The following is a 23,158-nucleotide window of genomic DNA, read 5'->3' on the forward strand; positions in this document are numbered from 1 at the left end:
GAATCGATTAACAACCAGTGAGGACTATACAATATGAAAACGATGGGCATTACCAGATGGACCGTTATGGGCATTTTGCTGATCCTCGTACTGCAGGTGCCGGGCTGGGCCGCGGCGCAAACCACGTTTAGCCGGATTGTGGTATTCGGGGACAGCCTGTCCGACTCCGGCAACGCATTTGTTTTCGTAGGTGGGGCAAACACGCCACCCTACGCTTTCCTTGACCAGCTCCTCATTCCCGACAGACCTTACGCAAAAGGGGGGCACCACTTCAGTAACGGCGCAACCTGGGTTGAACAGCTTGCGCGACCAATGGGGTTCGCCGGGAACACCCGCCCCGCCTTCCAGGAATTGGGAACCGACGCGACCAATTACGCGGTCGGCGGCGCCAGGGCGCGCGTAGACGGGATCAACGTCGACTTCGGCTTTCAGGTGAACGCTTTCCTCAACGCCTTTGGCACGGCCCCGGCCGATGCCCTCTACGTGATCGAGTTCGGCAGCAACGACGTCCGCGATGCACTGGCAGCAGCCGATCCAAGCATCCTCGCCAGCGCACTGAACTCCATCGGCAACAACATCGGTGCCCTGTATGGTGCAGGGGCGAGAAAGTTCCTCGTATGCAACGCGCCCGACATCTCCCTGACCCCCGCTGTTCGCTCTCTTGGCCCTCTTGCCGGACAATTCGCTAATTTATTATCGGTATCGTTCAACGGGGGGCTCGACTCACTATTGGGGTCACTGGCAGTGCTTCCCGGAATCGAGATCGTGCGTGTCGATTTTTTCAAGAAGCTTACCGACATCGTCGCCGCCCCTGCAACATTCGATCTGAGTGTCGTGGATAAAGCCTGCGTAATGCCGAATACCCCACCGTACACCTGCCAGCAGCCCGATCATTTCCTGTTCTGGGACGGGGTTCATCCGACCCAGGCGGTCCACGCCATCATCTCGCAGGAAGCGGCGACCGCACTGGCACAGTAATGAGGATGTGCCACATTTTCGAAATGATGGACAAGATTGTGTGGAAGTAAGACGAGTCGAGACGTGATGTACTGGAGCAAAAGAGCCGGCAGCGGGAGTTGCCGGCTCTTTACGTCTTGACACTGCAGCCGATGGGAGGGCGTATGCTATTTCGCCCGTGCATATCCTTGACGCCGTACAGTTGGCGGAGTAAAGTGAGAGCGCTTTACTTTTCGGATGTTTGGCCCTGAAGGGGCATGCCGATCCTTTTTCCTCTTGAAGATAAATGTTCCATTTGGGTAGATCAGCAGTTCACACGTGCGCGCGTGAACTGCTCAATAATGAGTTGGGCAAGGAAAGAAAAAATGGGAAAGACAACAAGAGCAGTTCTAACCCTGCTACTCACCCCATCATTATCACTTGCCTCTCAGGACATGCCGACGATTAGCTCCGCACTGCTTCCCATGCTTTACTCAGGGCTGGTTTTCATCGGCTTGGAGATATACGTGTTTTCAAGAACACTCAAGACCAAAAAATTGGATTTAATCAAAATCGTTGGCTCCGCCTATGTCTGCACTTTCATATTCATGATAGCTTTCAGCTGGGCAGGTATGGGACTTCATCGCCTTCTGGAAAAACTGCTAGGACGGCCGATTGGTGTCTATGTGGGTCTCCATGACCCATCACCTTGGGACGCAATCTATACTGCAACCATCGGATGTTTTTACCTACCATCCACTGAGAACGTCGTTGTGGCAGGATTTGCCCTCTTTTCCTTCCTTATTCCAGTGTTCGTCGTAAGTGGAGTCATTGAGCACAGAATGCTAGGGAAAAAGAAAGAGGCAGGTGCAAACGAGGTCAAAAGCATTGTTGCGAATTTAAAGGTTGTCGAGCTGGTTGTGATTTGGACCGGATCGCAATATTACTTCTTCAAATTCTTTAATGGATAGCCCAACACGCGCTCAGACCGTGACCGGGCGATAAAGCTGCCCGGCAGGTCAAGCGCAGCACCGTTGAAAGGAACCCAACCGATGGGCAATGAAGATATCATCAGGACTGACAACGTGCTGGTGCGGGAGATGGAACTGTCTGATGGGGCTGCAACTGAGTGGCACTTCCACAGCCAGGTTAGCGACTATTTTGTCTGTCTGGAAGGAAAGGTCCGCGTGGAAACGAAGAATCTCGACGGCGCTCTTGTCCTGGAGCCGGGCCAGCGCTTCCTGGTGCCTCCCGGTCGCGTCCACCGGGTAATCAACGTGGCCGGAAGGATCTCAAAATACCTGCTGGTTCAAGGCGTGGGTAGATACGATTTCTGTAAAGAGCAACCGACTGAGGAGCAATGACGGCGACACACAGACGCTGACGCGCTGGTGCGCCACCACGACGTTGTGAGGACAACATGAAGACAATAAAAAGAATGATAACGATTGTCATGCTGTTTGCGGTAATTGCACCCCATGGGCTGTTGCACGCAGCCGGGAAGCCTGCTGAAGGATATGTGCCCGATGAAGCGACTGCCATCGCGATTGCGGTTGCCGTCTGGGTACCAATCTATGGGAAAAACCGAGTGGAGGGGAAAAAGCCATTCAAAGCAATTCTCAAGGATGGAATCTGGTTTGTGAGGGGCTCCCTCCCCCATGGGTGGAAAGGTGGCGTGCCGGAGGCTGAAATCAGCAAAGACGATGGTCGAATCCTTCGGGTAAGCCACGGGAAATAGACACGCGGAACAGGGAGATTCAGCAATGCTGCAAGTTCACACCGAATCTCACAAGGCAGAAAGAATTGGCTGGCTCCGAGCAGCCGTGCTTGGCGCCAATGACGGAACAATTTCGGTCGCAAGCCTTGTCGTCGGCGTTGCCGCTTCCGGGGCATCACAACATGGCATTCTGCTTACCGGTGTAGCCGGTCTGGTGGCTGGGGCGATGTCAATGGCGGCCGGCGAGTATGTCTCGGTTCAATCGCAGGCGGATACCGAAAACGCCGACCTCGAACGAGAGAAGCGTGAACTGGAGCGGCAACCGGAGCACGAACTCGCGGAACTGACGTCAATTTATGTGGGCCGAGGTCTCGACCAGCCGTTGGCGCAGCTGGTAGCGGAAAAGCTGATGGCCGGCGATGCTCTCGGGGCGCACGCCCGCGACGAGTTGGGCATTACGGAGACGCTGCGGGCGAGGCCGATTCAGGCAGCGCTCGCCTCCGCAGTTTCTTTCGTTGCCGGTGCCATTGTCCCGATCGTAACCGTGCTACTCGCACCTGCGGCCTGGGTTACCGAGATCTCTTCTGCGACCGCACTGGTTACCCTGGCCATTCTTGGGGCCACCGCCGCATACGCCGGTGGCGCGCCTGTTGCCAAGGGCGCACTTCGCGTCGCGTTCTGGGGGGCGCTCGCAATGGGACTGACCGCTGGCGTCGGCAAGCTCTTCGGCACGAGTGTGTGAAATTCGACCCAGCACGTGCCCACGAAAAGCCGCGTCACCGACAAGAAAGCCCGCTGCTGAGCGGGCTTTTCTGATTTGGGCTGAGCAGGTAACTTCCCGCCACTACCCGGTTATCCCGATGACCTCGGCGTAGGTGGTGACCCCCTCCAGCATCTTGTGGATGGCCACCTGGCGCAGGGTGGTGAGCCCTTCGGCCTGGGCCGCCTTCTGCAGGGTCCGCAGGTCCATGTTTTCGGTAATGACCTCCTTGATCCCCTCGGTAAAGTCGAGCACCTCAAAGATCCCCGTTCGCCCCTTGTAGCCGGTGCCGCGGCACTCGCCGCACCCCCTCCCCTCGTAGACCCGGTACGCCTTCTTTTCCAGTTGGAGGTAGCTGATCTCCTCGTCGGCAAGCATCCGCTCGGTCTTGCAGTTGGGGCAGATGCGCCGGAGCAGCCGCTGGGCGACGATGCCGATGATGGTGGAGGAGATGAGGAAGGACGGCACCCCCAGGTCGAGGAGGCGGGTCACCGATGACGGGGCATCGTTGGTGTGGAGGGTGGAGAGGACCAGGTGGCCGGTGAGGGCAGCCTGGACGGCACTGTCAGCCGTTTCCTTGTCCCGGATCTCGCCGACCATGATGATGTCCGGATCCTGGCGCAGGATGGTGCGCAGGATGGTGCCGAAGCTGACCCCGATCGCCGACTGCACCCCCACCTGGTTGAACTCCTCCATGACCATCTCGATGGGGTCCTCGACGGTGACGATGTTGATGTCCGGCGAGGAGAGCGCCCGGAGAGACGAATAGAGGGTGGTGGTCTTGCCGCTGCCGGTGGGGCCGGTGACCAGAATGATGCCGTTGGGGCGGCGGATGAAGGAGTTGTAGAGCTGGTATTCCCGGGGGTAGAAGCCAATCTGGTCCAGGTCCTGCATCAGGACTTCCGGGTCGAAGATACGGATGACCACTTTTTCGCCGAAGGCGACCGGGAGGGTGGAGACGCGGAGCTCGACCTCCTTCCCTTTGGAATCGGTCTTGATCCGGCCGTCCTGGGGGCGGCGCTTTTCCGCCAGGTCCATCCGGGAGAGGAGCTTGATGCGGGAGACCATGGGGGGGTGGAGTTTGCGGGGGATGGTGTGGATGTTGTGGAGCACCCCGTCCACCCGGAGACGGATGAGGGAGAATTCCCGCTTCGGCTCGATGTGGATGTCGCTGGCGCGCTGGTCGAAGGCGTAGTGGAGGAGGAACTCCACGGCGCTGACGATGTTGGCGTCGCTGCTCTCCGCATCCTGGTCTCCCTTGAGGCGGACGAACTGCTCCAGGTTCGCCAGGTCGATCCCCTCGGTGAGCTCGGACTGGGCGGCCAGTACCGACGCGCGAAAGCCGAAGAACTCCCGGACGACCTTGATGATGTCGCTTTTGGAGGCAAGGACCTGGCGGATTTCAATCTTGCGGGCAGTTTGCAGGTCGTTGATGATGTCGGTGCCGAACGGGTCCGCCACCGCGACGGTGACGATCCCTTCCGCCTCGGCTATGGGGACGATCAGGTGCTTGATGGCAAAGGGGCGGGGGATATGGGAGGTGACAATGTCCAGGTTGAGCTTGAGCGGGTCGATCTTCACATAGGGGATGCCGACCGTCTCGGCGATCGCCTCGGTGATGATGTCTTCGGTCAGCATCCTGCCGTTGCCGCTGGGAATCTCCAGATTGAAGGAGGAGATGACCTCTGCCGGCGAAGGTATGTCGGTCCCGAGGCGGAAGCGGCGCGAGTAACCCGCCTGCTGGTGGCTCTGGAGCCGGGTTGCCTGGGCGTCCCCCTTGGCGAGGATGAGCTGGTAGTGGGCGGTGGAGATGAGCCCCTTCTTGCCGAGGAGTTGGGCGACATTCTTGATGGTGAGGGTTTTCTTGTGGGACATGGGGGCCTCGTTGCGGGTTAAGGCTGAATGGCACGCTATGCTGTGGAAACAATAGCAGAAATTCGGAGTTTATGTAACCCCCCTCACCTGTTTCTGCCGATCGGAGGGAGCCTCCCTCGTGGAACTGCGTGCCGTCTCCCAGGGTCGCAAATCTCCAGGGAATGGGTATACTTTATCAGCTGATAGTTATCACGAACGGAACGAGGCGACCATGAAGATCTACGACATTTCCACCTCCATTTCGGCCGATCTCCCCACCTATCCGGGGGACCCGCCGGTCAGGATCGAACCGGTGACCCGCATCAGCCGGGGGGATACCGCCAACGTCTCCCGCCTCACCCTCACCACCCACTCCGGCACCCACCTCGACGTGATGCGGCACTACAGCGAGCATGGCATGGCCGTCGACCATGTCCCCCTGACCCTTCTCGTGGGAAAGGCGCTGGTGATCGAACTCGCCGGCGTACGGGAGATCGGCCGGCGGGAACTGGCCCGTTTTCCCGTCAAGGGGGAGGAACGGATACTCCTCAAGACCGACAACTCCCTCCTCTGGGAGCACCCCGGATTCCATGAGGAGTATGCCCACCTCACGGAGGAGGGTGCCCGTTATCTCCTGGACGCGGGGGTCAGGCTGGTCGGCATCGATTACCTCTCCATAGAGCGGTTCGACGGGAATGGAGAGGTACACCGGCTGCTGCTGGGTAATGGCGCGGTAGTGCTGGAGGGGTTGAACCTGGACGGAGTAACGGCGGGGCACTACGAGCTGATCTGTCTGCCGTTGAAGGTAAAAGACGGGGATGGCGCCCCGGTTCGGGCGATCCTCCGAAGCCATGAAGCGGTATCCCCCTCCACCTTGGAACCCCACACGAGCAGGTGGCCCCTTTCCTGACTTCCCCCTTGGCGGTGCGGCATGGGGTGAGAAACGTGATATACTGAACTTACCAGGGGACTCCCTGGAGAAAGGAGTTGTCCTATGGCACGGCTATCTCACAAGATTGCGGAAGAGAAAGGACAACGGACTGCCCGGAGCACCAGTGTCTATTTACCACGGGGGGGGAGCGAAGTCGCATTCTGCCGGAAATGCGGCGCCGTGTATCGGAATAAGCGCTGGAGCAATGACGAGGCGGAACTGGCCAAGCTCCGGGGCGAAGCCGGTACCGGCAAGGTGGTCTGCCCGGCCTGCCAACGGATGGAGGATCATAACCCCGCCGGCGTGATCACCCTGAGTGGTGACTACCTGCTCCAGCATGAAGAGGAGATCCTCAACATCATCAAGCACGTAGAGGCCAAGTCCCGGGCCAAGAATCCCCTCGGGCGGATCATGGAGATCCAGCAGGAGCGGAACGTGATGACCATTGACACCACGGAGGACAAGCTGGCCCAGAAACTGGGGCGAGAGATATACAAGGCCCACAGAGGGGAACTCCACTACCAGTGGAGCCACGATCAGGAGTTCGTGCGGGTCAATTGGTCGCGGTGACGTAGCTGTTTTGACGCCAAGACGCAAAGAAAGGCTTTCCGCAGGGGAGGCCTTTTTTGCGCCTTCCCCTAGCCCCTGGCCCCTAGCCCCGCCACATCGCACCGTTGCCGGAAGGGGCAGTGGCTCCCGTCACACCCCGCCATCAATGCAAAATCCCTTTCTCCGCTTCTCTCCCGGATGGCGTCCATGAGTCCCCGTAGATGTGCCTCGAAGGATGCCAGATCGCATTCCACCGATTCACTCCCTCCATCCTTGAGGAACACTAGCTGTGCCTCGACGCGGCGGCCGGGAAAGGCCCGGCCAAGGGCGACCATGTAAGTGCTGAGCTGGAAACGGTATCCCTCCAGGTCGGCCCCGTTCCGCGTCATGTATTTGTAGTCGTAGACCGTCACCAGATCGTCCCGCACCGCCACCAGGTCCATGGCTCCGCGGATGTAGTAGTCGGCGGCACCCTTGAGATGGAGGGTGAAGGGGTGCTCGCGCAGGAGCCGTGCCGTGGCGAGTTCTTTCCCGAGGGGGGAGGACACGAGGGCCAGAACCTGTTCGACCACCTCCTCCGCTTCTCCCCCTGCCACTGCCATGGATGCGACCAGTTGCCGGCATTGGCGGCGCTGGTCATCAGCGCCCGCGCCGAAATCGAGCCTCTCCAGGATGGCGTGGGCCAGGTTCCCCTGCTCTAGGGGGGACATCCCTTCCCGCTTATTCTGCCGCGAGGTACGGTGGGGGGCAAGAAGCCGGGCAAAGAGCCCTTCATCGAGGCCGAGCACCCCCTTGTAGTAATATTTGCGCGGGCAGAGGGCGTAATCTTCAAGCGCGGTGGGGGAAAAGACCATGGCCGACGGCGGGGGCGGGGCGTAATGGAGGGCACGGTCCGCCGCCAGCGCGAGGAGTTCCCGCGACAAGGTCTCCACCTCCACAATCGCTGGTACTGGTGGCACGGCTTTCCCCGTCAGCATCTCCTCGGCATCGACGGTTGTCACCAGGCTCCCCTCCGGTCCTGCCAGGAAAGCATCGAGCCAGCCGCGCCACTCCCCTCTTCCTTCACCGGAGAGGATCAGGTGGTCCCGAGCCCGGGTGACCGCAACGTAGAAGAGGCGTTTCAGCTCGGCCGCCTCCTTGGCCTTGCGGCGATCGGCTATCGCCCGGTAGGCGAGGGTGGGGCACGGGATACCGCCGGGAAGGGAGAGCTTGATTCCGAGTCCGAGATCGGGGTCGTGCTGGACGGCGGGATGGTTTCCCGGCTGCCCGGCGCCCAGTTCGGGGACGAAGACAAGGGGGAATTCCAGCCCCTTGCTCTGGTGGATGGTCATGAGCCGTACCACGTCCTCTCCCTCGGCGGCGATGGCCGCTTCCGCCTCGGTCGGTTCCCGTTCCACCAGGTCGGTCAGGTAGTTGATGAAGCGGCGCAGGGAAATCTCGCCGGGGCGGGTGAAGGAGCGGGCCAGTTCGATCAGCTTGCGCAGGTTGGCCACCTTCTGCTCACCCTGGAAGGTGGTGAGGAGCGTGGAGGCGAAGTCGCTGCCGGTAAGGATCTCCTCCAGGAGCTCCGCCAGGGTCAGCCGGTCACGCAGGGGGCGAAGGCGGCCGACCAGATTCGCCAGGGAGGCGAGCCGTTCCTGGTCGGCCGGAGCTATGCGGTCGCTATACGAATTTTGAGTTTTGAGTTTTGAGTTTTGAGTTATACCTTGCTGCCAGGTGGCGAGGCCGCCTTCAGCGCGGGCGAGCCAGTAGAGGGTTTCGTCGGATATTCCGCAGAGAGGGGAGCGGAGGACACCGGCCAGTGCGGCCAGGTCGCCGCCATATTCGAGGAAGGTGAGGAAGTTGAGGATGTCGCGCACTTCCTGGCAGCGGTAGAAGCCCCGTCCCTTTACCACGTAGTAGGGAATGCCGGCCCGGCGCAGCTCCCGTTCGAACAGCTTGAGGTTGCTGAAACGGCGAAACAGGATGGCGATGTCACCATAACGGGGGGGGCGTGGGGTGAAGTCTCCCCGGGTGCGATCTTTGTCGTAGGCGTTGATGCCGGCCGAACCGTTGACGATCTCCTGGATCCGGCGGGCGATGGCGGCCGCTTCCCGGCGCCTCCTGGCGTCGGCATCCCCCTCGCACGAACCTGCGAGCAGCTCGACGCAAGGGGTGCCGTCCCAGTCACGCCGGCTCGGTTCCATGATGTCACCGTCACCGTAGGAGGGGTCGAAGTCGGCGCCGCTTCCTCCCATGACCTGGCCGAAGAGGCTGTTAACGAAACGGATGATCCCTTCCCGGGAACGGAACGATTCCTGAAAATAGAGGTTCTGACCGCCGGTTGCCCGTATTTCCCGGCTGGTCTGGAGGAACACCCCCACGTCCGCGCCGCGGAAGAGGTAGATCGACTGTTTCGGGTCTCCCACTACGAAAAGCCGCTGCCCCGGCCCGCAGAGGAGGCCGACCAGTTCCTTTTGAAGGGGGTTGGTGTCCTGGAACTCGTCCACCATGAGCACCCGGCATCGTTGCCGGTAGTCGTCGCGGATGACGCTATCCCGCGCAAGGAGATCGCGGCATTTTATCTGGAGATCGTCAAAATCCAGGGCCCCGCGCCGCCCCTTGCGCCGCCCGTAGGCGACGGCGACCTGTCGGGTGAGGCCGAGGAGGGCTTCCGCGACCGGGGCGCTTCGGACCTGCCAGTACGCGAGCTGCAGCTGCGCAAGGCATTCTGACAGCCGGTCCCTGACCGGCTTTTCCTTCCCCCAGTTGCCGGCGATACAGTCAGCCATGGCCTGGAGCCGCCTACCGGTCTCGGTATCGGCCAGGTCGAGGGGTCCCTCCCCATAAAGTCCCGGTAGCGGGGCGAGCGCCCGGTGGAAGGCAAGTTCTTTCATGCCGAGGATGCGTTTTGACTCGCCTGCCAGTTCGGCCAGCTCCCGGCAGCCGGCTATGAAAAGCTCCTCCGCCTCTGCCTGCCATGCGATCCCCTGCCGGTCGACAGCCACGTTGCTCCCTTCACGGCGGAGCAGGTCTTTAACGTACTCGCGGAGTCCCTTGCCGTGCCCGTGGCCGGAGAGGGGAAAGTTCCCGAGAAGGAGCCGGATGGAGGGGGTGCGAGCGGTCAGTTCGGCCTCGATCACCTCGTCCAGGGCGGCTTCCAGTTCGGCCCCCGCCTCCAGTTCGTCCAGGAGGGAAAAGGCTGGGTCCACCCCCGCTTCCGCCGGATTTTCCCGCAGAATGCGGGCGCAGAAGGCATGGAACGTGCTGATACCGGCGGCAGCCAGCTCCCGCTGCCGCTCTTTCCAGACCCGTGCCCCCGTCAGTTTCAGACGCTCGCCAACCCCCCGCCGCACCCGATCCTTCATCTCCGCCGCAGCCTTGTCGGTAAAGGTGATGGCGACGATCCGGTCGACGGCGAGCGGCTCTCCGAGGGAAGTCTCTCCCGCCAGCAGGCGCAGGTAGAGCTCCACCAGGGCAGCGGTCTTCCCCGAGCCGGCGCCGGCGGAGACCGCGATGTCGGTTTCGAAGCGGAAGAGCTGCTGTTTGGCGTCGGACCACTGCATCGTCATGGGGCGGCGTTCTCCGCCGGCGGGGTCAGGAGGGGAGCAAGGTCGATGCCGTGTCCGGCGCAAACGCCGGAAAATGCCGCATCAACGGGTGCCATGGCGGAAACGGTGCGACCGTCGCGGGCGATGAAAGACATGGAACGACAGTGGAGCATCATGCGCGGGGCGGGGAGGCCGCCATAGGGGAGATCGCCGACGATGGGGAGACCGCAATGGGTCAGGTGGACCCGGATCTGGTGGGTCCGGCCGGTTATGGGGCGGGCTTCCAGGAGGGTGGCACCCCGACCGGCGGCCAGGACCCGGAATTCGGTGCTCGAATCCTTTCCCGGCAGGGCGACCCCGTAGCGGAACTTGCTGATCTTGGCGACGGGGGCGTCGACCCGCCAGGCATCCTGATCAGGGAGGTCGGCCACCAGCGCCCAGTAGACCTTGGTGACGAGCCCCGCCTTGAGCTGGTAGGAAATATGGGTGGCGGCCGGCTTCTGCTTCGGAAAGAACATGACCCCCGAGGTTCCCCGGTCGAGACGGTGGATCACCCGGGCCGGTTCGGCACTCCCCTCCCCCTTGAGGTACATGGCCACGGCGTGTTCCACCGTCCCCTTGAGCTGGTAGGGAGTGCGCTGGCAGTTGAGCCCGGGCGCCTTGTTGACCGCAAGATACTCGCCATCTTCCGTGAGGAGTTCGTCCCGCCGGTAGGTGAGTTCCACGTAGCGTTCCGGTTCCATGACGCCGAGGATGATCTCCTCACCCCCCTTGAGCGTCCGGGAGGCGACCCGCACCATGGCCTGGGCGACGGTGCATCCCCCCCAGTCGATGATCTTCCTGATCTGCCCCTTGGAAAGTTGGGGAAAGAGGGCCTTCGCCCCGTCATCCAGACGCATTCCCGCCTGCTCGGCCGTTACGGTCGCGGTCAGGATCATGCTGCCCTCCCGGCTGCACGGAACAGGGCGGCAATGGTCTTGCCGTCGCTGATCCGCCCGTCACGTGCCATCTCCAACGCCTCGGAGAGGGAAATCCTGACCGTTTCGATATCCTCGTAGGCCTCCGGTGCCGCCTCCCCCTGGGTAAGGTCCCGGCCGACGAAGAGATGGATCACCTCATCGAACACCCCCGGCGAAGAGTGGAGTATCCCCAGCGGCTCCAGGGTGCCGGCCGTCAGCCCGGTTTCCTCCAGAAGCTCGCGCCTGCCGCAGGTTGCCGGTTCTTCCTCCGGAGCGAGCCTCCCGGCGGGGACCTCCAGGAGCTTCCCGTCGGCGGCGGGACGCAACTGCCGGATCAGGGTGACGCTGCCGTCGGCGTGGAGCGGCAGTACGCCGACCCCCCCGGGATGGCGGACGATCTGGTAGGTGTGCCACCCCTTGGGGCCTATTTTGACATCCATCTGTTCCAGGTTTACCACCAGTCCCCGGAACAGGATGGCACGGTTGCGGGTCTCCATGACGACAGCCTCTCCTTAAAAATAAATGGTTTACGGTTCCCCTGCACCTTGGCGTCGTTGCGTCAAGGGATTTCCCGCGGGGCCGCCTTCCTAATGCAGCTCCTCACCCGTGGTGGTCATCACCAGCTTGCCGTGCTTGACCCCCTTCACGCCGATGAGTTCGTCGGCGATCTTCTTCACGTCCCGGGCCTTCCCCCTCACCACGAGGACCTCCAGGCAGTTGTGGGCATCCAGATGGACGTGCAGGGCCGAGATGACCTGGTCATGATGGACGTGCTGCTGCTCGGTCAGCTTGTCGGAAAGATCACGGACATGGTGGTTGTAGACCAGGGTCACGGTTCCGACGGTCTCCGCATCGCCTCCCTCCCACTTTTCTTCCACCAGGGCGCCACGTATCAGGTCGCGAATCGCCTCGGAGCGGTTCATGTACCCCTTCTCCTCGATGAGCCGGTCAAAACTCTCCAGAAGCTTGTCGTCGATGGATATGCCGAAACGGATGGTTTCTCCCATGGTCTCTCCTTCGTCAGACGGATGTCAGCGGGCCTGCCGTAATTTTTTGCCGGAAAACACCAGCATGAATACAACGAAATTCACCATCACGATACTCGCACCGGTGGGCAGGTTGAGGATGAACGAGCCGAATATCCCCACCACCACCGAGCCGACGGCGAGAAGGGCGGCGACCAGGATGGTGGCGCGGAAGCTCGCGGCAACCTGGAGCGCCGTGACTGCGGGCAGGATCAGGAGCGCCGAGATGAGCATGATCCCGACGAGCTTCATGGCGAGCACAACCGTCAGGGCAGTCAGGAGCACGAGAACCGTATTGATGGTTTTGGTGCGGATGCCCGAACTCCGGGCAAGCTCCTCGTCAAAGGTGATGGCGACAAGATCGTAATAAAAGAAGAACACCGCCAGCAGCACGACGGCGAAGAGAACGAGCGCCAGCACCAGATCGCCGGTGCCGATGGCGAGGATGTTGCCGAACAGGTAGCTGAACAGGTCGATGTTGAACCCACCCGCCACGCTCGCCAGCAGCACGCCGCAGGCAATCCCCAGTGACGAGACGATGCCGATGGCCGCATCGCCGTAAATGCGGGCCTTGTCGGTCAGCTTGAGAATGCCGAAGGACGACAGGAGCACGAGGGGAATGGCGGCAACCGTCACCACGGCCGGATTGATGCGCAGAAAAAGGGCGATGGCGACGCTGCCGAAGGTGACGTGGGCCAGCCCGTCACCGATGAGCGACAGCCGGCGCAGCACGAGGAACACGCCGAGCACCGCGCAAAGCACCGCGATGAGCGACCCGGCAACGAGCGCCCGCTGGATGAAGCCGTAGCTGAGGATTTCGGTAATGGTCATGCCGTATCTTTCTGAAAGGTTTTGGCCCTAAAATTAACCAGCAATGCTGCGGAAACGTGGATTTTGTGCGAGGTCAAGGCGCGTAAGCACACGGGAATGAGGCGTACCGTGAGTACGCCGCAGTGATCGGGTGCGCAACGCAACGCCGAGATCGCGCAAAAGCCGCGTTTCCCAAGTTAATGGCGGTGGCAGATTATGTGCTGCGCATGCTCCCCAAAGAACCCCGTCATCTCCTCCGATTGGCAGAACTGGTCGAAGGTGCCGTCGAACACCACCCGCTTGTCGATGTAGAGGAAACGGGTGGCATACTTGCCGATGCTCCAGGTATCATGGGTGACGAGGATGACCGTGGTGTTCCGCTCCCGGTTCAGGAGCTGCAAGAGCTCGTAAAAGCGCTCCCGGGTCTCCGGGTCGAGGGCGGTGGTCGGTTCGTCCATGATGAGAAGCTCGGGCTTGCCGACGATGGCCCGGGCCAGCAGGGCACGCTGCTGCTGGCCGCCCGACAACTCGCCGATCAGGCGTTTCCGGATGTCGGTGATCCCCATGATGGCAAGGGTCTCTTCCACCGCGGCGTCATCCCCCTTTGCCCGGCGCTTCGGGAAGCCCTTGCCGGCCAGGAGTCCCAACCGCACCAGTTCTTCCACGGTGGCGGGGAAATTGGGGTTGAAGAATTTCAGGCGCTGGGGGAGATAGCCGATTTTCTGCCAGTCGCCGAACTGGTCCTGGGGGAGGCCGAACAGGGTTACCGTCCCGTGGGTCGGGCGGTTGAGGCCGAGAAGGGTCTTGACGAGGGTGCTCTTCCCCGAACCGTTGGGGCCGACGATCCCGAGATAGTCACCCTGCTGGACGCGGAACGACACCTCATGGAGCACCTCGGCGCCGTTGTAGCTGGAGCAGAGCTCCGATGTGGCGACCAGTTCTAGCGACATTGCAGCCCCGTCCTGAGATTGGCGAGATTCTGCTCCATGAGGGAGAGATAGGTGGCTCCCCCCTGCAGCTCGTCCCGGGTGAGGTTATGGACACCGTTCAGCTTCAGCAGGGTTGCGCCGGTCTCCCGGGCGATCGTCTCCGCCACCCGGGGAGAGATCAGCTCCTCGTAGAAAATGTACTTTGTGCCGGTACGCCGGATCTGGTCGATCATCGCCGTGAGCTTCTGGGGGCGCGGCTCCGCGTCGGCAGAGATGGCATACGCGGAAACGTACTGGAGGCGGTAGCGGTCGGCCAGGTAGCCGAAGGCATAATGGCCGCCATGGAGGAACTGCCGCGTCCCGCAGTTGCCGAGACCCTCCTGGAACTTCCGGTCCAGTTCCGCCAGCTTCTGTTCGTAGGCGGCGGCATTCTTCCGGTAGAACCCGGCGTTGGACGGGTCCTTCGCCTCCAGGGCCGCCGCGATGTTCTCCACCATCTTCCGGGCATTGGGGATGCTGAGCCAGACGTGCGGGTCCATGCCGCCATGGTGGTGCCCACCCTCGTTCACGTCGTGGTCGTCGTCATGGTCACCGGCGGGGAGAAAGGTGATGCCGCTGCTGGCATCCATCACCGTCAGTCGCTGCCGGTCGATCCCCTTGAGAAGGCCTGCCACCCACGGCTCCATGTACGGATTGGTATAGACGAACAGCCCGGCCCGGTTGATACGGACCATATCCTCCGGCTTGGGCTCGAAGCTGTGGGGCTCCACGCCGGGTGGGAGGAGAAGGGTAACCTCGACCCGATCCCCCCCGACGACCCGGGTAAAATCGTAGAGAGGAAAGAGGGTGGTGACGATCTGCACCTTCCCGTTCCCCGGCGTCCCCCCCTTTTGCGTGCAGGCGCAAAGGGGAAGGATCACAACCAGTAGTCCGACAAACCAGCGGAGATGTTTCATGCCGCAGCCTCCCGTCCGGCCCGGAGACATGCCTGGCAGAGGCCGTTGGCCTGGACGATGTGGGAAAGCACCCGTCCGCCGACCTGCTTCTCCAGCTCCTCCAGTCCGCAGCACTCCAGGTCCTCCACCGTCCGGCAGGCGAGGCAGACGAAATGATGGTGGTGGCTCCGGTTGGGACAAAAATAGTAATAGAGCTGCCGGTTGGGATGGAGAACCTTGGTGATCACGCCACCGGCGGCCAGCTCCTCCAGATTGCGATAGACGGTGGGAAGACCGATCCGGGCAAATTCCCCTTGGAGGCGCTTGTGCACTTCCTCCGGACTGACGTAGGTAGTGGCGGTGGAGAGGGCGGCCAGCGTTGCCAGTCGGCGGGGGGTGACCTTGAGGTGCAGCTCTTTCAGCATGGCAGGGAAATCGTGGGGCATGGAAAAGGTCTTCTCGTCCTAAATAAAAATGGTTTCCATCCAGATGATACCGGTCCTGGGCGGGATGTCAAGGACAAAGGAGGGAGAGGAAATTTTGCCGTCAGGTGGCCAGTGCCGCGGCCAGGGCGGCGAGGAGCCGTCCGTTCTCTTCCCGGTTCCGTACCGCCACCCGGAAGAAACGATCATCCAGCCCGGCAAAATTGGCGCAGTTCCTCAGGAGAATGCGCTCTGCAAGGAGCAGCCGGCACAATTCGCCGGCGACCGGCCCCTGCACGATCTCCACGAGCAGGTAGTTGGCCGCGGAAGGGTATGGTTTCAGGCCGGCGATCCGGCCAAGGCCGGCCAGAAGCCACTCCCGCTCCCCGGCGATAAAGGCGAGGGTACGTGCACGGTATTCTCCATCGGCCAGGGAGGCGAGTCCCGCCACCTGGGCCACGCCGTTCACGCTCCAGGGACCACGCAGCGCCTGCAGCCGGCCGATCACCTTGGGTGAACCGATGGCGCAGCCGAGCCGCAATCCGGGAAGGGCATAGAATTTGGTCAGGGAACGGAAGATCACGGCCCGGTCGTTCCGGCACATCAGTTCCTTCGCCGACCCTTCCTCGCAGAAGTCCATGAATGCCTCGTCCAGGACCAGGAAGGTCCCGGCGGAACGACAAATATCCAGCAGCTCCCCCACCTCGGCACGGGAAACCAGCCGGCCGGTCGGATTCCCCGGGTTGCCGAGGAAAAGGATATCGTACCCGCCCTCCAATTGCTCCCGCAGCCGCTCCGGATCGAGGGCGAACCCGTCCGCGGGGCGCAACTCGTGATAGTCCACGGACCAGCCGGCCAGCGCCAGGGCCTTGGCGTACTCGGCAAAGGGAGGAGCGACGACCAGACCCCGCTTACCCTCCACCAGCCGGGGGGCCAGGTAGATCAGTTCTGTCGAACCGTTGGTTACGCAGATATTCTGATCGGCCACTCCGTGGAACGCTGCCAGGGCGCCTCTAAGCTCCGCCGCCTCGCTGTCCGGGTAGTGGAGCAGACGGTCGAAGGAACCCATGACCGCTTCCCGCACCGCCGGCGCCATGCCGAGGGGATTGATGCTGGCGGAAAAATCGCACAACTCCTCCGGGGCAACCCCCAGGGAACGGGCAACGGCAAAGACATTGCCGCCATGCTCGAAGTCAGTGGACATGCTTCCAGAACCTTTCACCACAACATTCCTCTCATGCGAACAACAAGCCACACCCCCACCAGAATAAAGAGCGCACCGTACATGAGCCGCACGGCACCTCGATAGGCGGCCAGGTCGAGAGGCTTGTCCGGTTCGCCGATGGTCGGTTTCGCCACCGGTTTCCCAAAGTACTGGTTCGTCCCTCCCAGTTGCACCCCCAGCGCCCCGGCCGCCGCCGCCTCGGGAATGCCGCTGTTGGGAGAGCTGTGGTTGCGGCCATCACGGCGCATGACGCGCCAGGCGTCCCGGCCGGAGAGGCCGATGAGGGGGGCAGCCACAACCATGAGAAGTCCGGTCAGGCGGGCCGGAATCCAGTTGACCAGATCGTCGAACCGGGCCGAAGCCCGGCCGAAATGGAGGTACTGGTCGTTCTTGTAGCCGACCATGGAGTCGAGGGTGTTGACCGCCTTGTAGGCCAGGGCCAGCGGAGGGCCACCGAGCATGAGGCAGCAGAGGGGGGCGATCACCCCGTCGGAGGTGTTCTCCGCCACGGTCTCCACCACCCCCCGCCAGATTTCCGGCTCCTCCAGCGCCGCCGTGTCCCGACCGACGATGAAGGAGAGGGAACGTCGCGCCCCGTCGAGGTCTCCCCACCCGAGGGCGTCCGCCACCAGCCGGGATTCACGGTGGAGCGACCGGGCGGCGAGGCAGCTCCAGGCGAGAACGACCGCCACGGCAAAGCCTGCGGCGGGGTTCAGGGCATAGGCCCCCTGCAGGGCAGCCAGGGCAAGGCCAAAGGTGATGCCGACCGTCATGAGGAGAAGGAAAATCCCTGCCACGGATTCGGAAGGGATCAGCCGGCGCAGGCGCGGCTCCAGGAACGTGATGAGCCGCCCGATCCTCACCACCGGATGGGGGAACCAGCGCGGGTCACCGAGGAGGAGATCGAGTATAATAGCGGCAATGACGACCGTCAGCGTATCAGAGAACATTCCGGTCACGTGGATTCCGGGGATTCCCCAGGGGAATCTTCCGTGTTTCCCAGGCCGCAGATCGCCAGCAACCGCTCCATGTCCAGGTGCTTCTCCAGATGCACTGCCAGGAGGTCGAAGGGGTCGTCCGTCACTCCTGCGGTTACCGGCAGCAGCAGCCCTTTTTCCTTCCGGATGCGGTTCAGGTAGGCGGTGCGGAACGGGGCATTGTCGAAGATGCCGTGCAGATAGGTGCCGAACACCCGCCCGTCGGGAGAGACCGCACCGTCCCGCACCTTCACCGGATTGCCCGACCGGCTGGAGATAAAGGCGAATGACCGTGAACCTTCGCCGATCAGCGTTTCACCCATGTGGATCTCGTAGCCGTTCAGTTCCGCGGACCTGCACTTGGGAGCAACCATGCCTCCCCCCTGCAGCAGCTGGGCCTCCACCTGATGGGTCTCCTTGTCGGGGAGCATGGTGGTGGTGGCGTCGAGAAGTCCCAGACCGTCCGCCTCGACAATGGATGACTCCACGCCGACCGGGTCGAGGATATGCTTGCCGAGCATCTGGTAGCCGCCGCAGATGCCGACGATCTGCCCCGGGAACGCCAGTATCGCCCCGAACAGCCCCCCCTCGATGAGGAAGAAGAGATCGGCGATCGTCGACTTGCTCCCCGGCAGGATGAGGACGTCGAGTCCCGTCAAGTCGTGGGGCTCTTCAATGTACCGGAGCGCCACGTCCGGTTCCCCTTCCAGGGCGTCGAAATCGGTATAGTTGGAGATGCGCGGCAGCTTCACCACGCCAACGTTGATTTTCCCGGTCCCCGGTCCCCGGTCCCCGGTCCCCGCCTTCCGCCGTGTCAGCGCAACGCTGTCCTCCTCCGGCAGGCGGAAACCGGTGAAGTACGGCACCACGCCGAGCACCGGCACGCCGGTCCGCCGCTCCACGAACTCGATCCCCGACGTGAGAAGTGAAGGGTCGCCGCGGAACTTGTTGATGACCACCCCCTTGACCAGTGACCGCTCCGCAGGCTCCAGCAACTCCAAAGTGCCGACGATCTGGGCGAACACCCCCCCCCGGTCGATGTCGGCGACCAGAACGGCCGGACAGCCGGCCATCTTCGCCACCCGAAGGTTGGCGATGTCGTGGGCCTTCAGGTTGATCTCGGCGATGCTCCCCGCCCCCTCGATGACGACGAAGTCATGGGCCGACGCCAGCCGGGCGTAGCTCTCTTCCACCTTCCTGAACGCCTTCGGCTTGTAGGTGTTGTACTCACGGACCGACATGGTGCCGACCACCTTCCCCTGGACGATGACCTGGCTCCCCGTGTCGGAGTTGGGTTTCAACAGCACCGGGTTCATGTCGGTATGGGGAGCGAGACAACACGCGGCGGCCTGCACCGCCTGGGCTCGGCCGATCTCCCCTCCTTCCGGCGTCACCGCCGAATTGAGGGCCATATTCTGGGACTTGAACGGCGCCACATTGAGCCCGCGCCGTTTCAGGATGCGGCAGAAACCGGAGGTCAGTACCGATTTCCCCACGTCCGACCCGGTGCCGCAGATCATCAGGGCCTTACTGTGATTCGGGACTCGGGACTCGGACCCAGACGACGGGCCTGAAGGACTCGGGACTTGTATTCCACTCCTTTTCCGATTCACGGGCCCCGATTCACGAGTCCCGGCATCATACCCTCGCGGCGTGATCATTCTCCCCCCGTCATCCACGAAGGTGGTGGAGTTGCCGATGATGACGAGGGTGAACATGTCGATGTCGTGGTCGAGCATCTCCCCCAGGGAGGTAACCACCCTCTCTTCACCCGCACGCAGGGCATTGCGGACAATCCCCACCGGCGTGGTTGCAGGGCGGGCCGTCAGCATGATCCGTTGCGCCTCCTCGATCTGGGTTACCCGCCCCTTGCTGCGGGGGTTGTAGAGGGCAACCACGAAATCGGCTGCAGCCACCGCCACCAATCGGCGCTCGATGGCGTCCCACGACGTCAGCAGGTCCGAGAGGGAAATCACCGCGAAGTCATGCATGAGGGGGGCGCCGAGTACCGCCGCAGCCGCCTGGACCGCCGATACCCCCGGGACGATGACGACATCCGGCGGATTTTGCAGTTCGCGGGCCAGTTCCAGGACCAGCCCGGCCATACCGTAGATCCCTGCATCACCACCGGACACCAGGGCAACGTCACGCCCTTCCGACGCTATGAGGAGCGCCTCGCGGCAACGCTCCACCTCGCCGCGCATGCCGGACGACACCACATCCTTACCCCAGAGAAGAGGGGCGATGAGGTCCAGGTAGGTCTTGTAGCCGACCACCACCTCCGCCGCCTCCAGCGCCGAACGCGCCTCGTATGTCATATGCTTGAGATCGCCGGGGCCGGTCCCGACGACGAATAACTTGGACATAAAAAACCCTCAATCAATTTACAGGGATATTCAGGATAATCAGGATAAAATCTTACGTTCTAATCTTCTGTATTCCAGCTTTGTCGGGCCGAAATTAACGAGAAGACCAACTTCTTTACCGGTAGCATTGAGATAGTTGATGAGCTGGGCCTGGTGTTCTGAAGCAAGGGATTTGGCAGCCTTTAACTCCACAATTACTTTTCCTTCGACAAAAATATCTGCGAAGAATTCGCCAACTTTTTCGCCGCGGAATAAAACCGAAAGTGGCACTTGAGATTGAACTGCGAGCCCTCTGTCACGGAGTGCTATCATCAAGGCTTTTTCATAGACAGATTCAAGAAATCCCGCTCCAAGTTCATTCATAACTTCAAAACAGGCTCCAAGAATGCTTTTGGTCAAATCTTCATAGAGCATAGGATCGTGCCTTCCATCCTGATTATCCTGAATATCCCTGTTAATTTGCTTCATGCCATTTCCGCTACCGCCAGGGTAACGTTCCCGCTCTTCACCTTCTTCAACAGCAGGGTTCCCCCTCCCGACGCCAGAACCGCCGCCGGTTCGGCCACGCCGATTGCACCGATAGCTGCCTGGGCATGGAGGGACGGAGGAGATGGGACCGGGACGCCGTTCAACTCCTCGCTCTCGTAACAGACGAGGGTCAGTCCATACTTGCCGGCAAAGGAGGCCAGTCCCGGCTCGTCCCGCTTGGCAATGGCCGTGGCAACGCATTTTACGCTCCTGATGGCCAGGAAAAGCCTTTTCAGGTTCGCCAGCACCACAGCCTCAATCTCGTCGGCAGTCGTGCCGCTGTTGCAGCCGATCCCGAGCACCAGGTTCTGGGGCCTGAGCACCAGCAGGCGTTCCGACTGGAGCTGGACCGGCAGATGACGATTGGTGACGAAGAGGTACCCCTTGGCCGGGCTCTGGAGGGCTTCCACGAAGGTATCGAAAAAGGAGAGCTTTCCCCGGCCATGGCAATAGGAACGGACCCGTTCCGTCGGGTCGACCACGGCGATCTCGTCGCCGTCCAGGAGCAGGGCATTGAGGGTCTTGACCCGGCAGAGGTCGTCGATCACCCACCCCTCCTCCTTGGCCAGCATGTCGAAGGACGGCAGGTTGTTGACGTCGGTAGCGGTGGTGATCACCTCCCGGGCACCGGTGATGAAGGCGCAGCGACAGGCCAGTTCGTTGGCGCCACCCAGGTGGCCAGAAAGAAGGGAGATGGCGAACCGTCCCGCGTCGTCCATCACCACCACTGCCGGGTCCGTCTCTTTCCCCGCCAGGAGCGGCGCCACCAGCCGAACGACGATGCCGGTGGCCATGATGAAGACGAATCCTTCCGTTTCCGGCCAGAGCGCCCGCACCAAGTCTGACAGCTCGGTGAACCCCTGCGCCCCCTTCCCCGCCTGCCCCGCATACTTCTGCAGGACAAACAGCCGGGCGTCGGGGAAACCGTCCCTGAGACGCGTCCCGAGCCGGGCACCGTTACGGGTTATGGCGATGATGGCAATCTTCATAACTGCATCCGCCTGATTCAGATGCACGGCCCGTCACGTTGGCCGACCGGACATCTCCTGGAAACATACACCCATGACCCGTCAGTCACGAGGGTCGCCGGCATCTCGATCGTTATTCAACAATAACAGTGCCCTTGTCCACTCCCGTATTGCCATTGACGGCATCGAATGCGTACACCGCAATCTCGTAGGCTCCCGCTTCCGTTATCTCCATGGATGCGGCAAACTGGCTCGGTTTACCGGCATATTTCAGCGGCAGTTCGCCAACCTGTTTACCGTTACGCGTGATGAGCGCCGTAACCTCGTACCTGTTGGCATCCCACAACCCATCAGCCGAAACGGGACAGCCGCACATCATAATCACATTTGCCTGAACATCGAACTTCACCGGCAGCTGTTTCGTCGAATACTTGGTATGCGCAGGGGGAGCGATGACGTCCACCGCGAATCCGGGCATCTCCATCAACAGGCCATCCCCCTGGACGATATCCTTGCCGGGGATGATCCACTGGGTAAGAGTGATGGTGTTTGCAGACTGGCGTTGGGCCAAGGGGCCGAATGCCTTCACCTCGACGAGTGTCGGCTCATTAATGTCGATCGTCGCGGTGTATTTGGCGGTTTTCTCATCGGAGAGAGGGACATTCCGCTGATGGGACTCTTCCATTATCCGGTCCGTATTGCCGGTGGTCCCCGCCGTAACTCCTTTGGCCAACAGCTCTCCGGTATCAACGTTCTTCACGGTAATGAGCGCCCCACCCATGCTAGTCCCAAGGAACTTCGCTTCTTTGGTCCTGACCTTGACCACTATCCTGGTCGGAACAGCCCATGCCGGCACCGAACTCATGATTGTGGCCACAACTACAAACAGTGAAAGCTGTCTTTTCATTTAGTTATCACCCATTTCCCTACACGTAATTACGACAGAATACCCTTCCGCAACCCGTGGCTGAACCCCTTGTCGTAGAGGAGCGACTTCGCTTTGAGACCTTCCCGGCGCGCCTTCAGCACGTCCCCCACGATGATGAGCGCCTGCTTGCCGATGCCGGCGGCCTGGACCTTCGCCACGATATCGGCAAGGGTCCCCTCCACCACCTGCTCGTCGGACCAACTGGCCCTGGCGACGACCGCCACCGGGGTCTCCGGGGTGTAGGCCCCTGCCAGCAGTTCCGCCACCACCTGGTCGATCATGGCGACGGAGAGGTAGATCACCATGGTTGCGCCGCTCCGGGCAAGTTCCCGCAACTGCTCCCGCTCGGGGACCGGGGTCTTCCCCGCCAGGCGGGTGATGATGACCGTCTGGGAGACCTCGGGAAGGGTCAGTTCCTGTTTCAGGGCCGCCGCCGCCGCAAAGGCGCTCGTGACACCCGGCACGACCTCGTAGCCGATCCCCAGTTCGTCCAGTTCCGCCATCTGCTCCTGGATGGCACCGTAGATGGAGGGATCTCCCGTATGGAGTCGCACGGCGCGTCTACCGTCCGCCGCCGCCTGGGCAAGCACGACGGTCGTCTCCTCCAGGGTCATCACGGCAGAGTCGTATACCTGCGCATCGGGCGCATAGGTTCGGACCAGTTCCCGGTCCACCAGACTCCCGGCATAGACCACCACGTCGGCCTGGCTCAGGAGCCGGGCTCCCTTCACGGTGATAAGCTCGGCATCGCCCGGGCCGGCGCCGACAAATGCAACGATAGTTTCGTTCACAGATGACACGGGGAAAAC

The 23,158-nt window shown here is 61.8% G+C and carries 23 protein-coding genes; 7 read left to right on the forward strand and 16 right to left on the reverse strand.

Annotated elements, in window-relative coordinates; translation table 11 throughout:
- The first annotated feature begins 66 nt into the window (after positions 1-66).
- The 5 genes from LDN04_RS01845 (at position 67) to LDN04_RS01865 (ending at position 3,395) form a co-directional block, all read left to right on the forward strand.
- Positions 67-978 carry an SGNH/GDSL hydrolase family protein gene (locus tag LDN04_RS01845; RefSeq protein WP_223905762.1) on the forward strand — a complete coding sequence of 304 codons (912 nt, stop codon included), beginning with the start codon at positions 67-69 and terminating at the stop codon, positions 976-978.
- 344 nt (positions 979-1,322) lie between these two features.
- Positions 1,323-1,907 carry a DUF4646 domain-containing protein gene (locus LDN04_RS01850; RefSeq protein ID WP_223905764.1) on the forward strand — a complete coding sequence of 195 codons (585 nt, stop codon included), beginning with the start codon at positions 1,323-1,325 and terminating at the stop codon, positions 1,905-1,907.
- A gap of 81 nt (positions 1,908-1,988) precedes the next feature.
- On the forward strand, positions 1,989-2,300 hold the full coding sequence (locus tag LDN04_RS01855; RefSeq protein ID WP_223905766.1) for a cupin domain-containing protein: 312 nt from the start codon (positions 1,989-1,991) through the stop codon (positions 2,298-2,300).
- Between the two features lie 56 nt (positions 2,301-2,356).
- Complete coding sequence (locus LDN04_RS01860) at positions 2,357-2,674, forward strand: NTF2 fold immunity protein (protein ID WP_223905768.1); 318 nt, start codon at positions 2,357-2,359, stop codon at positions 2,672-2,674.
- 25 nt (positions 2,675-2,699) lie between these two features.
- Positions 2,700-3,395 (forward strand): VIT family protein, encoded by a 696-nt coding sequence (locus LDN04_RS01865; RefSeq protein ID WP_223905770.1) that lies wholly within the window; start codon positions 2,700-2,702, stop codon positions 3,393-3,395.
- A gap of 102 nt (positions 3,396-3,497) precedes the next feature.
- Here LDN04_RS01865 and LDN04_RS01870 read toward each other — a convergent pair whose 3' ends face one another.
- Complete coding sequence (locus LDN04_RS01870; protein ID WP_223905772.1) at positions 3,498-5,288, reverse strand: GspE/PulE family protein; 1,791 nt, start codon at positions 5,286-5,288, stop codon at positions 3,498-3,500.
- A gap of 211 nt (positions 5,289-5,499) precedes the next feature.
- On the opposite strand from LDN04_RS01870, the gene LDN04_RS01875 reads away from it, so the two are divergent.
- Together LDN04_RS01875 and LDN04_RS01880 are read left to right on the forward strand one after the other, a co-directional pair.
- Positions 5,500-6,177, forward strand: coding sequence for a cyclase family protein (locus LDN04_RS01875; RefSeq protein ID WP_223905774.1), 678 nt, complete (start codon positions 5,500-5,502; stop codon positions 6,175-6,177).
- Positions 6,178-6,261: 84 nt separating this feature from the next.
- Positions 6,262-6,768, forward strand: coding sequence for a BCAM0308 family protein (locus tag LDN04_RS01880; RefSeq protein ID WP_223905776.1), 507 nt, complete (start codon positions 6,262-6,264; stop codon positions 6,766-6,768).
- A gap of 68 nt (positions 6,769-6,836) precedes the next feature.
- On the opposite strand, the gene LDN04_RS01885 is transcribed toward LDN04_RS01880, so the two are convergent.
- From LDN04_RS01885 to cobM, 15 genes are all read right to left on the reverse strand, one after another.
- A complete protein-coding gene (locus LDN04_RS01885; RefSeq protein ID WP_223905778.1) occupies positions 6,837-10,298 on the reverse strand; it encodes an exodeoxyribonuclease V subunit beta in 3,462 nt (1,153 codons plus the stop codon).
- The gene (locus tag LDN04_RS01890) at positions 10,295-11,215 is read right to left on the reverse strand and encodes an RluA family pseudouridine synthase (RefSeq protein ID WP_223905780.1); all 921 of its coding nucleotides are present in this window, start codon (positions 11,213-11,215) and stop codon (positions 10,295-10,297) included. Before LDN04_RS01890 ends, LDN04_RS01885 begins: the two co-directional genes overlap by 4 nt.
- The gene (locus LDN04_RS01895; protein ID WP_223905782.1) at positions 11,212-11,733 is read right to left on the reverse strand and encodes an NUDIX hydrolase; all 522 of its coding nucleotides are present in this window, start codon (positions 11,731-11,733) and stop codon (positions 11,212-11,214) included. Before LDN04_RS01895 ends, LDN04_RS01890 begins: the two co-directional genes overlap by 4 nt.
- 90 nt (positions 11,734-11,823) lie before the next feature.
- Entirely contained in the window at positions 11,824-12,243 is a 420-nt protein-coding gene (nikR, locus tag LDN04_RS01900; RefSeq protein WP_223905784.1) for a nickel-responsive transcriptional regulator NikR, read from the reverse strand.
- A 24-nt stretch (positions 12,244-12,267) separates the two neighbouring features.
- Complete coding sequence (locus LDN04_RS01905; protein ID WP_223905786.1) at positions 12,268-13,092, reverse strand: metal ABC transporter permease; 825 nt, start codon at positions 13,090-13,092, stop codon at positions 12,268-12,270.
- Positions 13,093-13,268: 176 nt separating this feature from the next.
- Positions 13,269-14,021, reverse strand: a complete 753-nt coding sequence (locus LDN04_RS01910) for a metal ABC transporter ATP-binding protein (protein WP_223905788.1) — start codon at positions 14,019-14,021, stop codon at positions 13,269-13,271.
- Positions 14,012-14,956 carry a metal ABC transporter substrate-binding protein gene (locus tag LDN04_RS01915; RefSeq protein WP_223905790.1) on the reverse strand — a complete coding sequence of 315 codons (945 nt, stop codon included), beginning with the start codon at positions 14,954-14,956 and terminating at the stop codon, positions 14,012-14,014. The genes LDN04_RS01910 and LDN04_RS01915 overlap by 10 nt, the downstream gene beginning before the upstream one ends.
- Positions 14,953-15,381 (reverse strand): Fur family transcriptional regulator, encoded by a 429-nt coding sequence (locus tag LDN04_RS01920; RefSeq protein ID WP_223905791.1) that lies wholly within the window; start codon positions 15,379-15,381, stop codon positions 14,953-14,955. Before LDN04_RS01920 ends, LDN04_RS01915 begins: the two co-directional genes overlap by 4 nt.
- 100 nt (positions 15,382-15,481) lie before the next feature.
- Positions 15,482-16,561: a threonine-phosphate decarboxylase CobD gene (gene cobD / locus LDN04_RS01925; RefSeq protein WP_223905794.1), complete on the reverse strand. Its 1,080-nt coding sequence runs from the start codon at positions 16,559-16,561 to the stop codon at positions 15,482-15,484.
- Between the two features lie 14 nt (positions 16,562-16,575).
- Entirely contained in the window at positions 16,576-17,532 is a 957-nt protein-coding gene (gene cbiB, locus LDN04_RS01930; RefSeq protein ID WP_223905796.1) for an adenosylcobinamide-phosphate synthase CbiB, read from the reverse strand.
- A gap of 5 nt (positions 17,533-17,537) precedes the next feature.
- Complete coding sequence (locus LDN04_RS01935; protein WP_223905798.1) at positions 17,538-19,925, reverse strand: cobyric acid synthase; 2,388 nt, start codon at positions 19,923-19,925, stop codon at positions 17,538-17,540.
- Positions 19,926-19,964: 39 nt separating this feature from the next.
- Complete coding sequence (locus LDN04_RS01940) at positions 19,965-20,393, reverse strand: GxxExxY protein (protein WP_223905800.1); 429 nt, start codon at positions 20,391-20,393, stop codon at positions 19,965-19,967.
- On the reverse strand, positions 20,390-21,442 hold the full coding sequence (locus tag LDN04_RS01945) for a cobalt-precorrin 5A hydrolase (protein ID WP_223905802.1): 1,053 nt from the start codon (positions 21,440-21,442) through the stop codon (positions 20,390-20,392). Before LDN04_RS01945 ends, LDN04_RS01940 begins: the two co-directional genes overlap by 4 nt.
- Before the next feature lie 112 nt (positions 21,443-21,554).
- Positions 21,555-22,328 (reverse strand): hypothetical protein, encoded by a 774-nt coding sequence (locus LDN04_RS01950; protein ID WP_223905804.1) that lies wholly within the window; start codon positions 22,326-22,328, stop codon positions 21,555-21,557.
- Positions 22,329-22,357: 29 nt separating this feature from the next.
- On the reverse strand, positions 22,358-23,140 hold the full coding sequence (cobM, locus tag LDN04_RS01955) for a precorrin-4 C(11)-methyltransferase (protein WP_374045124.1): 783 nt from the start codon (positions 23,138-23,140) through the stop codon (positions 22,358-22,360).
- Positions 23,141-23,158: the final 18 nt, after the last annotated feature.

Source organism: Geobacter sp. AOG1, from assembly GCF_019972315.1.
Taxonomy (GTDB): domain Bacteria; phylum Desulfobacterota; class Desulfuromonadia; order Geobacterales; family Geobacteraceae; genus Geomobilimonas.

Coding starts and splice junctions, on each gene's coding strand:
- LDN04_RS01920 (WP_223905791.1), bottom strand. CDS start 15,381: ATGCCCCACGATTTCCCTGCCATGCTGAAAGAGCTGCACCTCAAGGTC.
- LDN04_RS01950 (WP_223905804.1), bottom strand. CDS start 22,328: ATGAAAAGACAGCTTTCACTGTTTGTAGTTGTGGCCACAATCATGAGT.
- LDN04_RS01885 (WP_223905778.1), bottom strand. CDS start 10,298: ATGACGATGCAGTGGTCCGACGCCAAACAGCAGCTCTTCCGCTTCGAA.
- LDN04_RS01940 (WP_223905800.1), bottom strand. CDS start 20,393: ATGAAGCAAATTAACAGGGATATTCAGGATAATCAGGATGGAAGGCAC.
- LDN04_RS01850 (WP_223905764.1), top strand. CDS start 1,323: ATGGGAAAGACAACAAGAGCAGTTCTAACCCTGCTACTCACCCCATCA.
- cobD (WP_223905794.1), bottom strand. CDS start 16,561: ATGTCCACTGACTTCGAGCATGGCGGCAATGTCTTTGCCGTTGCCCGT.
- LDN04_RS01870 (WP_223905772.1), bottom strand. CDS start 5,288: ATGTCCCACAAGAAAACCCTCACCATCAAGAATGTCGCCCAACTCCTC.
- LDN04_RS01915 (WP_223905790.1), bottom strand. CDS start 14,956: ATGAAACATCTCCGCTGGTTTGTCGGACTACTGGTTGTGATCCTTCCC.
- LDN04_RS01845 (WP_223905762.1), top strand. CDS start 67: ATGGGCATTTTGCTGATCCTCGTACTGCAGGTGCCGGGCTGGGCCGCG.
- LDN04_RS01890 (WP_223905780.1), bottom strand. CDS start 11,215: ATGATCCTGACCGCGACCGTAACGGCCGAGCAGGCGGGAATGCGTCTG.
- LDN04_RS01910 (WP_223905788.1), bottom strand. CDS start 14,021: ATGTCGCTAGAACTGGTCGCCACATCGGAGCTCTGCTCCAGCTACAAC.
- nikR (WP_223905784.1), bottom strand. CDS start 12,243: ATGGGAGAAACCATCCGTTTCGGCATATCCATCGACGACAAGCTTCTG.
- LDN04_RS01875 (WP_223905774.1), top strand. CDS start 5,500: ATGAAGATCTACGACATTTCCACCTCCATTTCGGCCGATCTCCCCACC.
- LDN04_RS01855 (WP_223905766.1), top strand. CDS start 1,989: ATGGGCAATGAAGATATCATCAGGACTGACAACGTGCTGGTGCGGGAG.
- LDN04_RS01935 (WP_223905798.1), bottom strand. CDS start 19,925: ATGTCCAAGTTATTCGTCGTCGGGACCGGCCCCGGCGATCTCAAGCAT.
- LDN04_RS01865 (WP_223905770.1), top strand. CDS start 2,700: ATGCTGCAAGTTCACACCGAATCTCACAAGGCAGAAAGAATTGGCTGG.
- LDN04_RS01860 (WP_223905768.1), top strand. CDS start 2,357: ATGAAGACAATAAAAAGAATGATAACGATTGTCATGCTGTTTGCGGTA.
- cbiB (WP_223905796.1), bottom strand. CDS start 17,532: ATGTTCTCTGATACGCTGACGGTCGTCATTGCCGCTATTATACTCGAT.
- LDN04_RS01895 (WP_223905782.1), bottom strand. CDS start 11,733: ATGGAGACCCGCAACCGTGCCATCCTGTTCCGGGGACTGGTGGTAAAC.
- LDN04_RS01945 (WP_223905802.1), bottom strand. CDS start 21,442: ATGAAGATTGCCATCATCGCCATAACCCGTAACGGTGCCCGGCTCGGG.
- LDN04_RS01880 (WP_223905776.1), top strand. CDS start 6,262: ATGGCACGGCTATCTCACAAGATTGCGGAAGAGAAAGGACAACGGACT.
- LDN04_RS01905 (WP_223905786.1), bottom strand. CDS start 13,092: ATGACCATTACCGAAATCCTCAGCTACGGCTTCATCCAGCGGGCGCTC.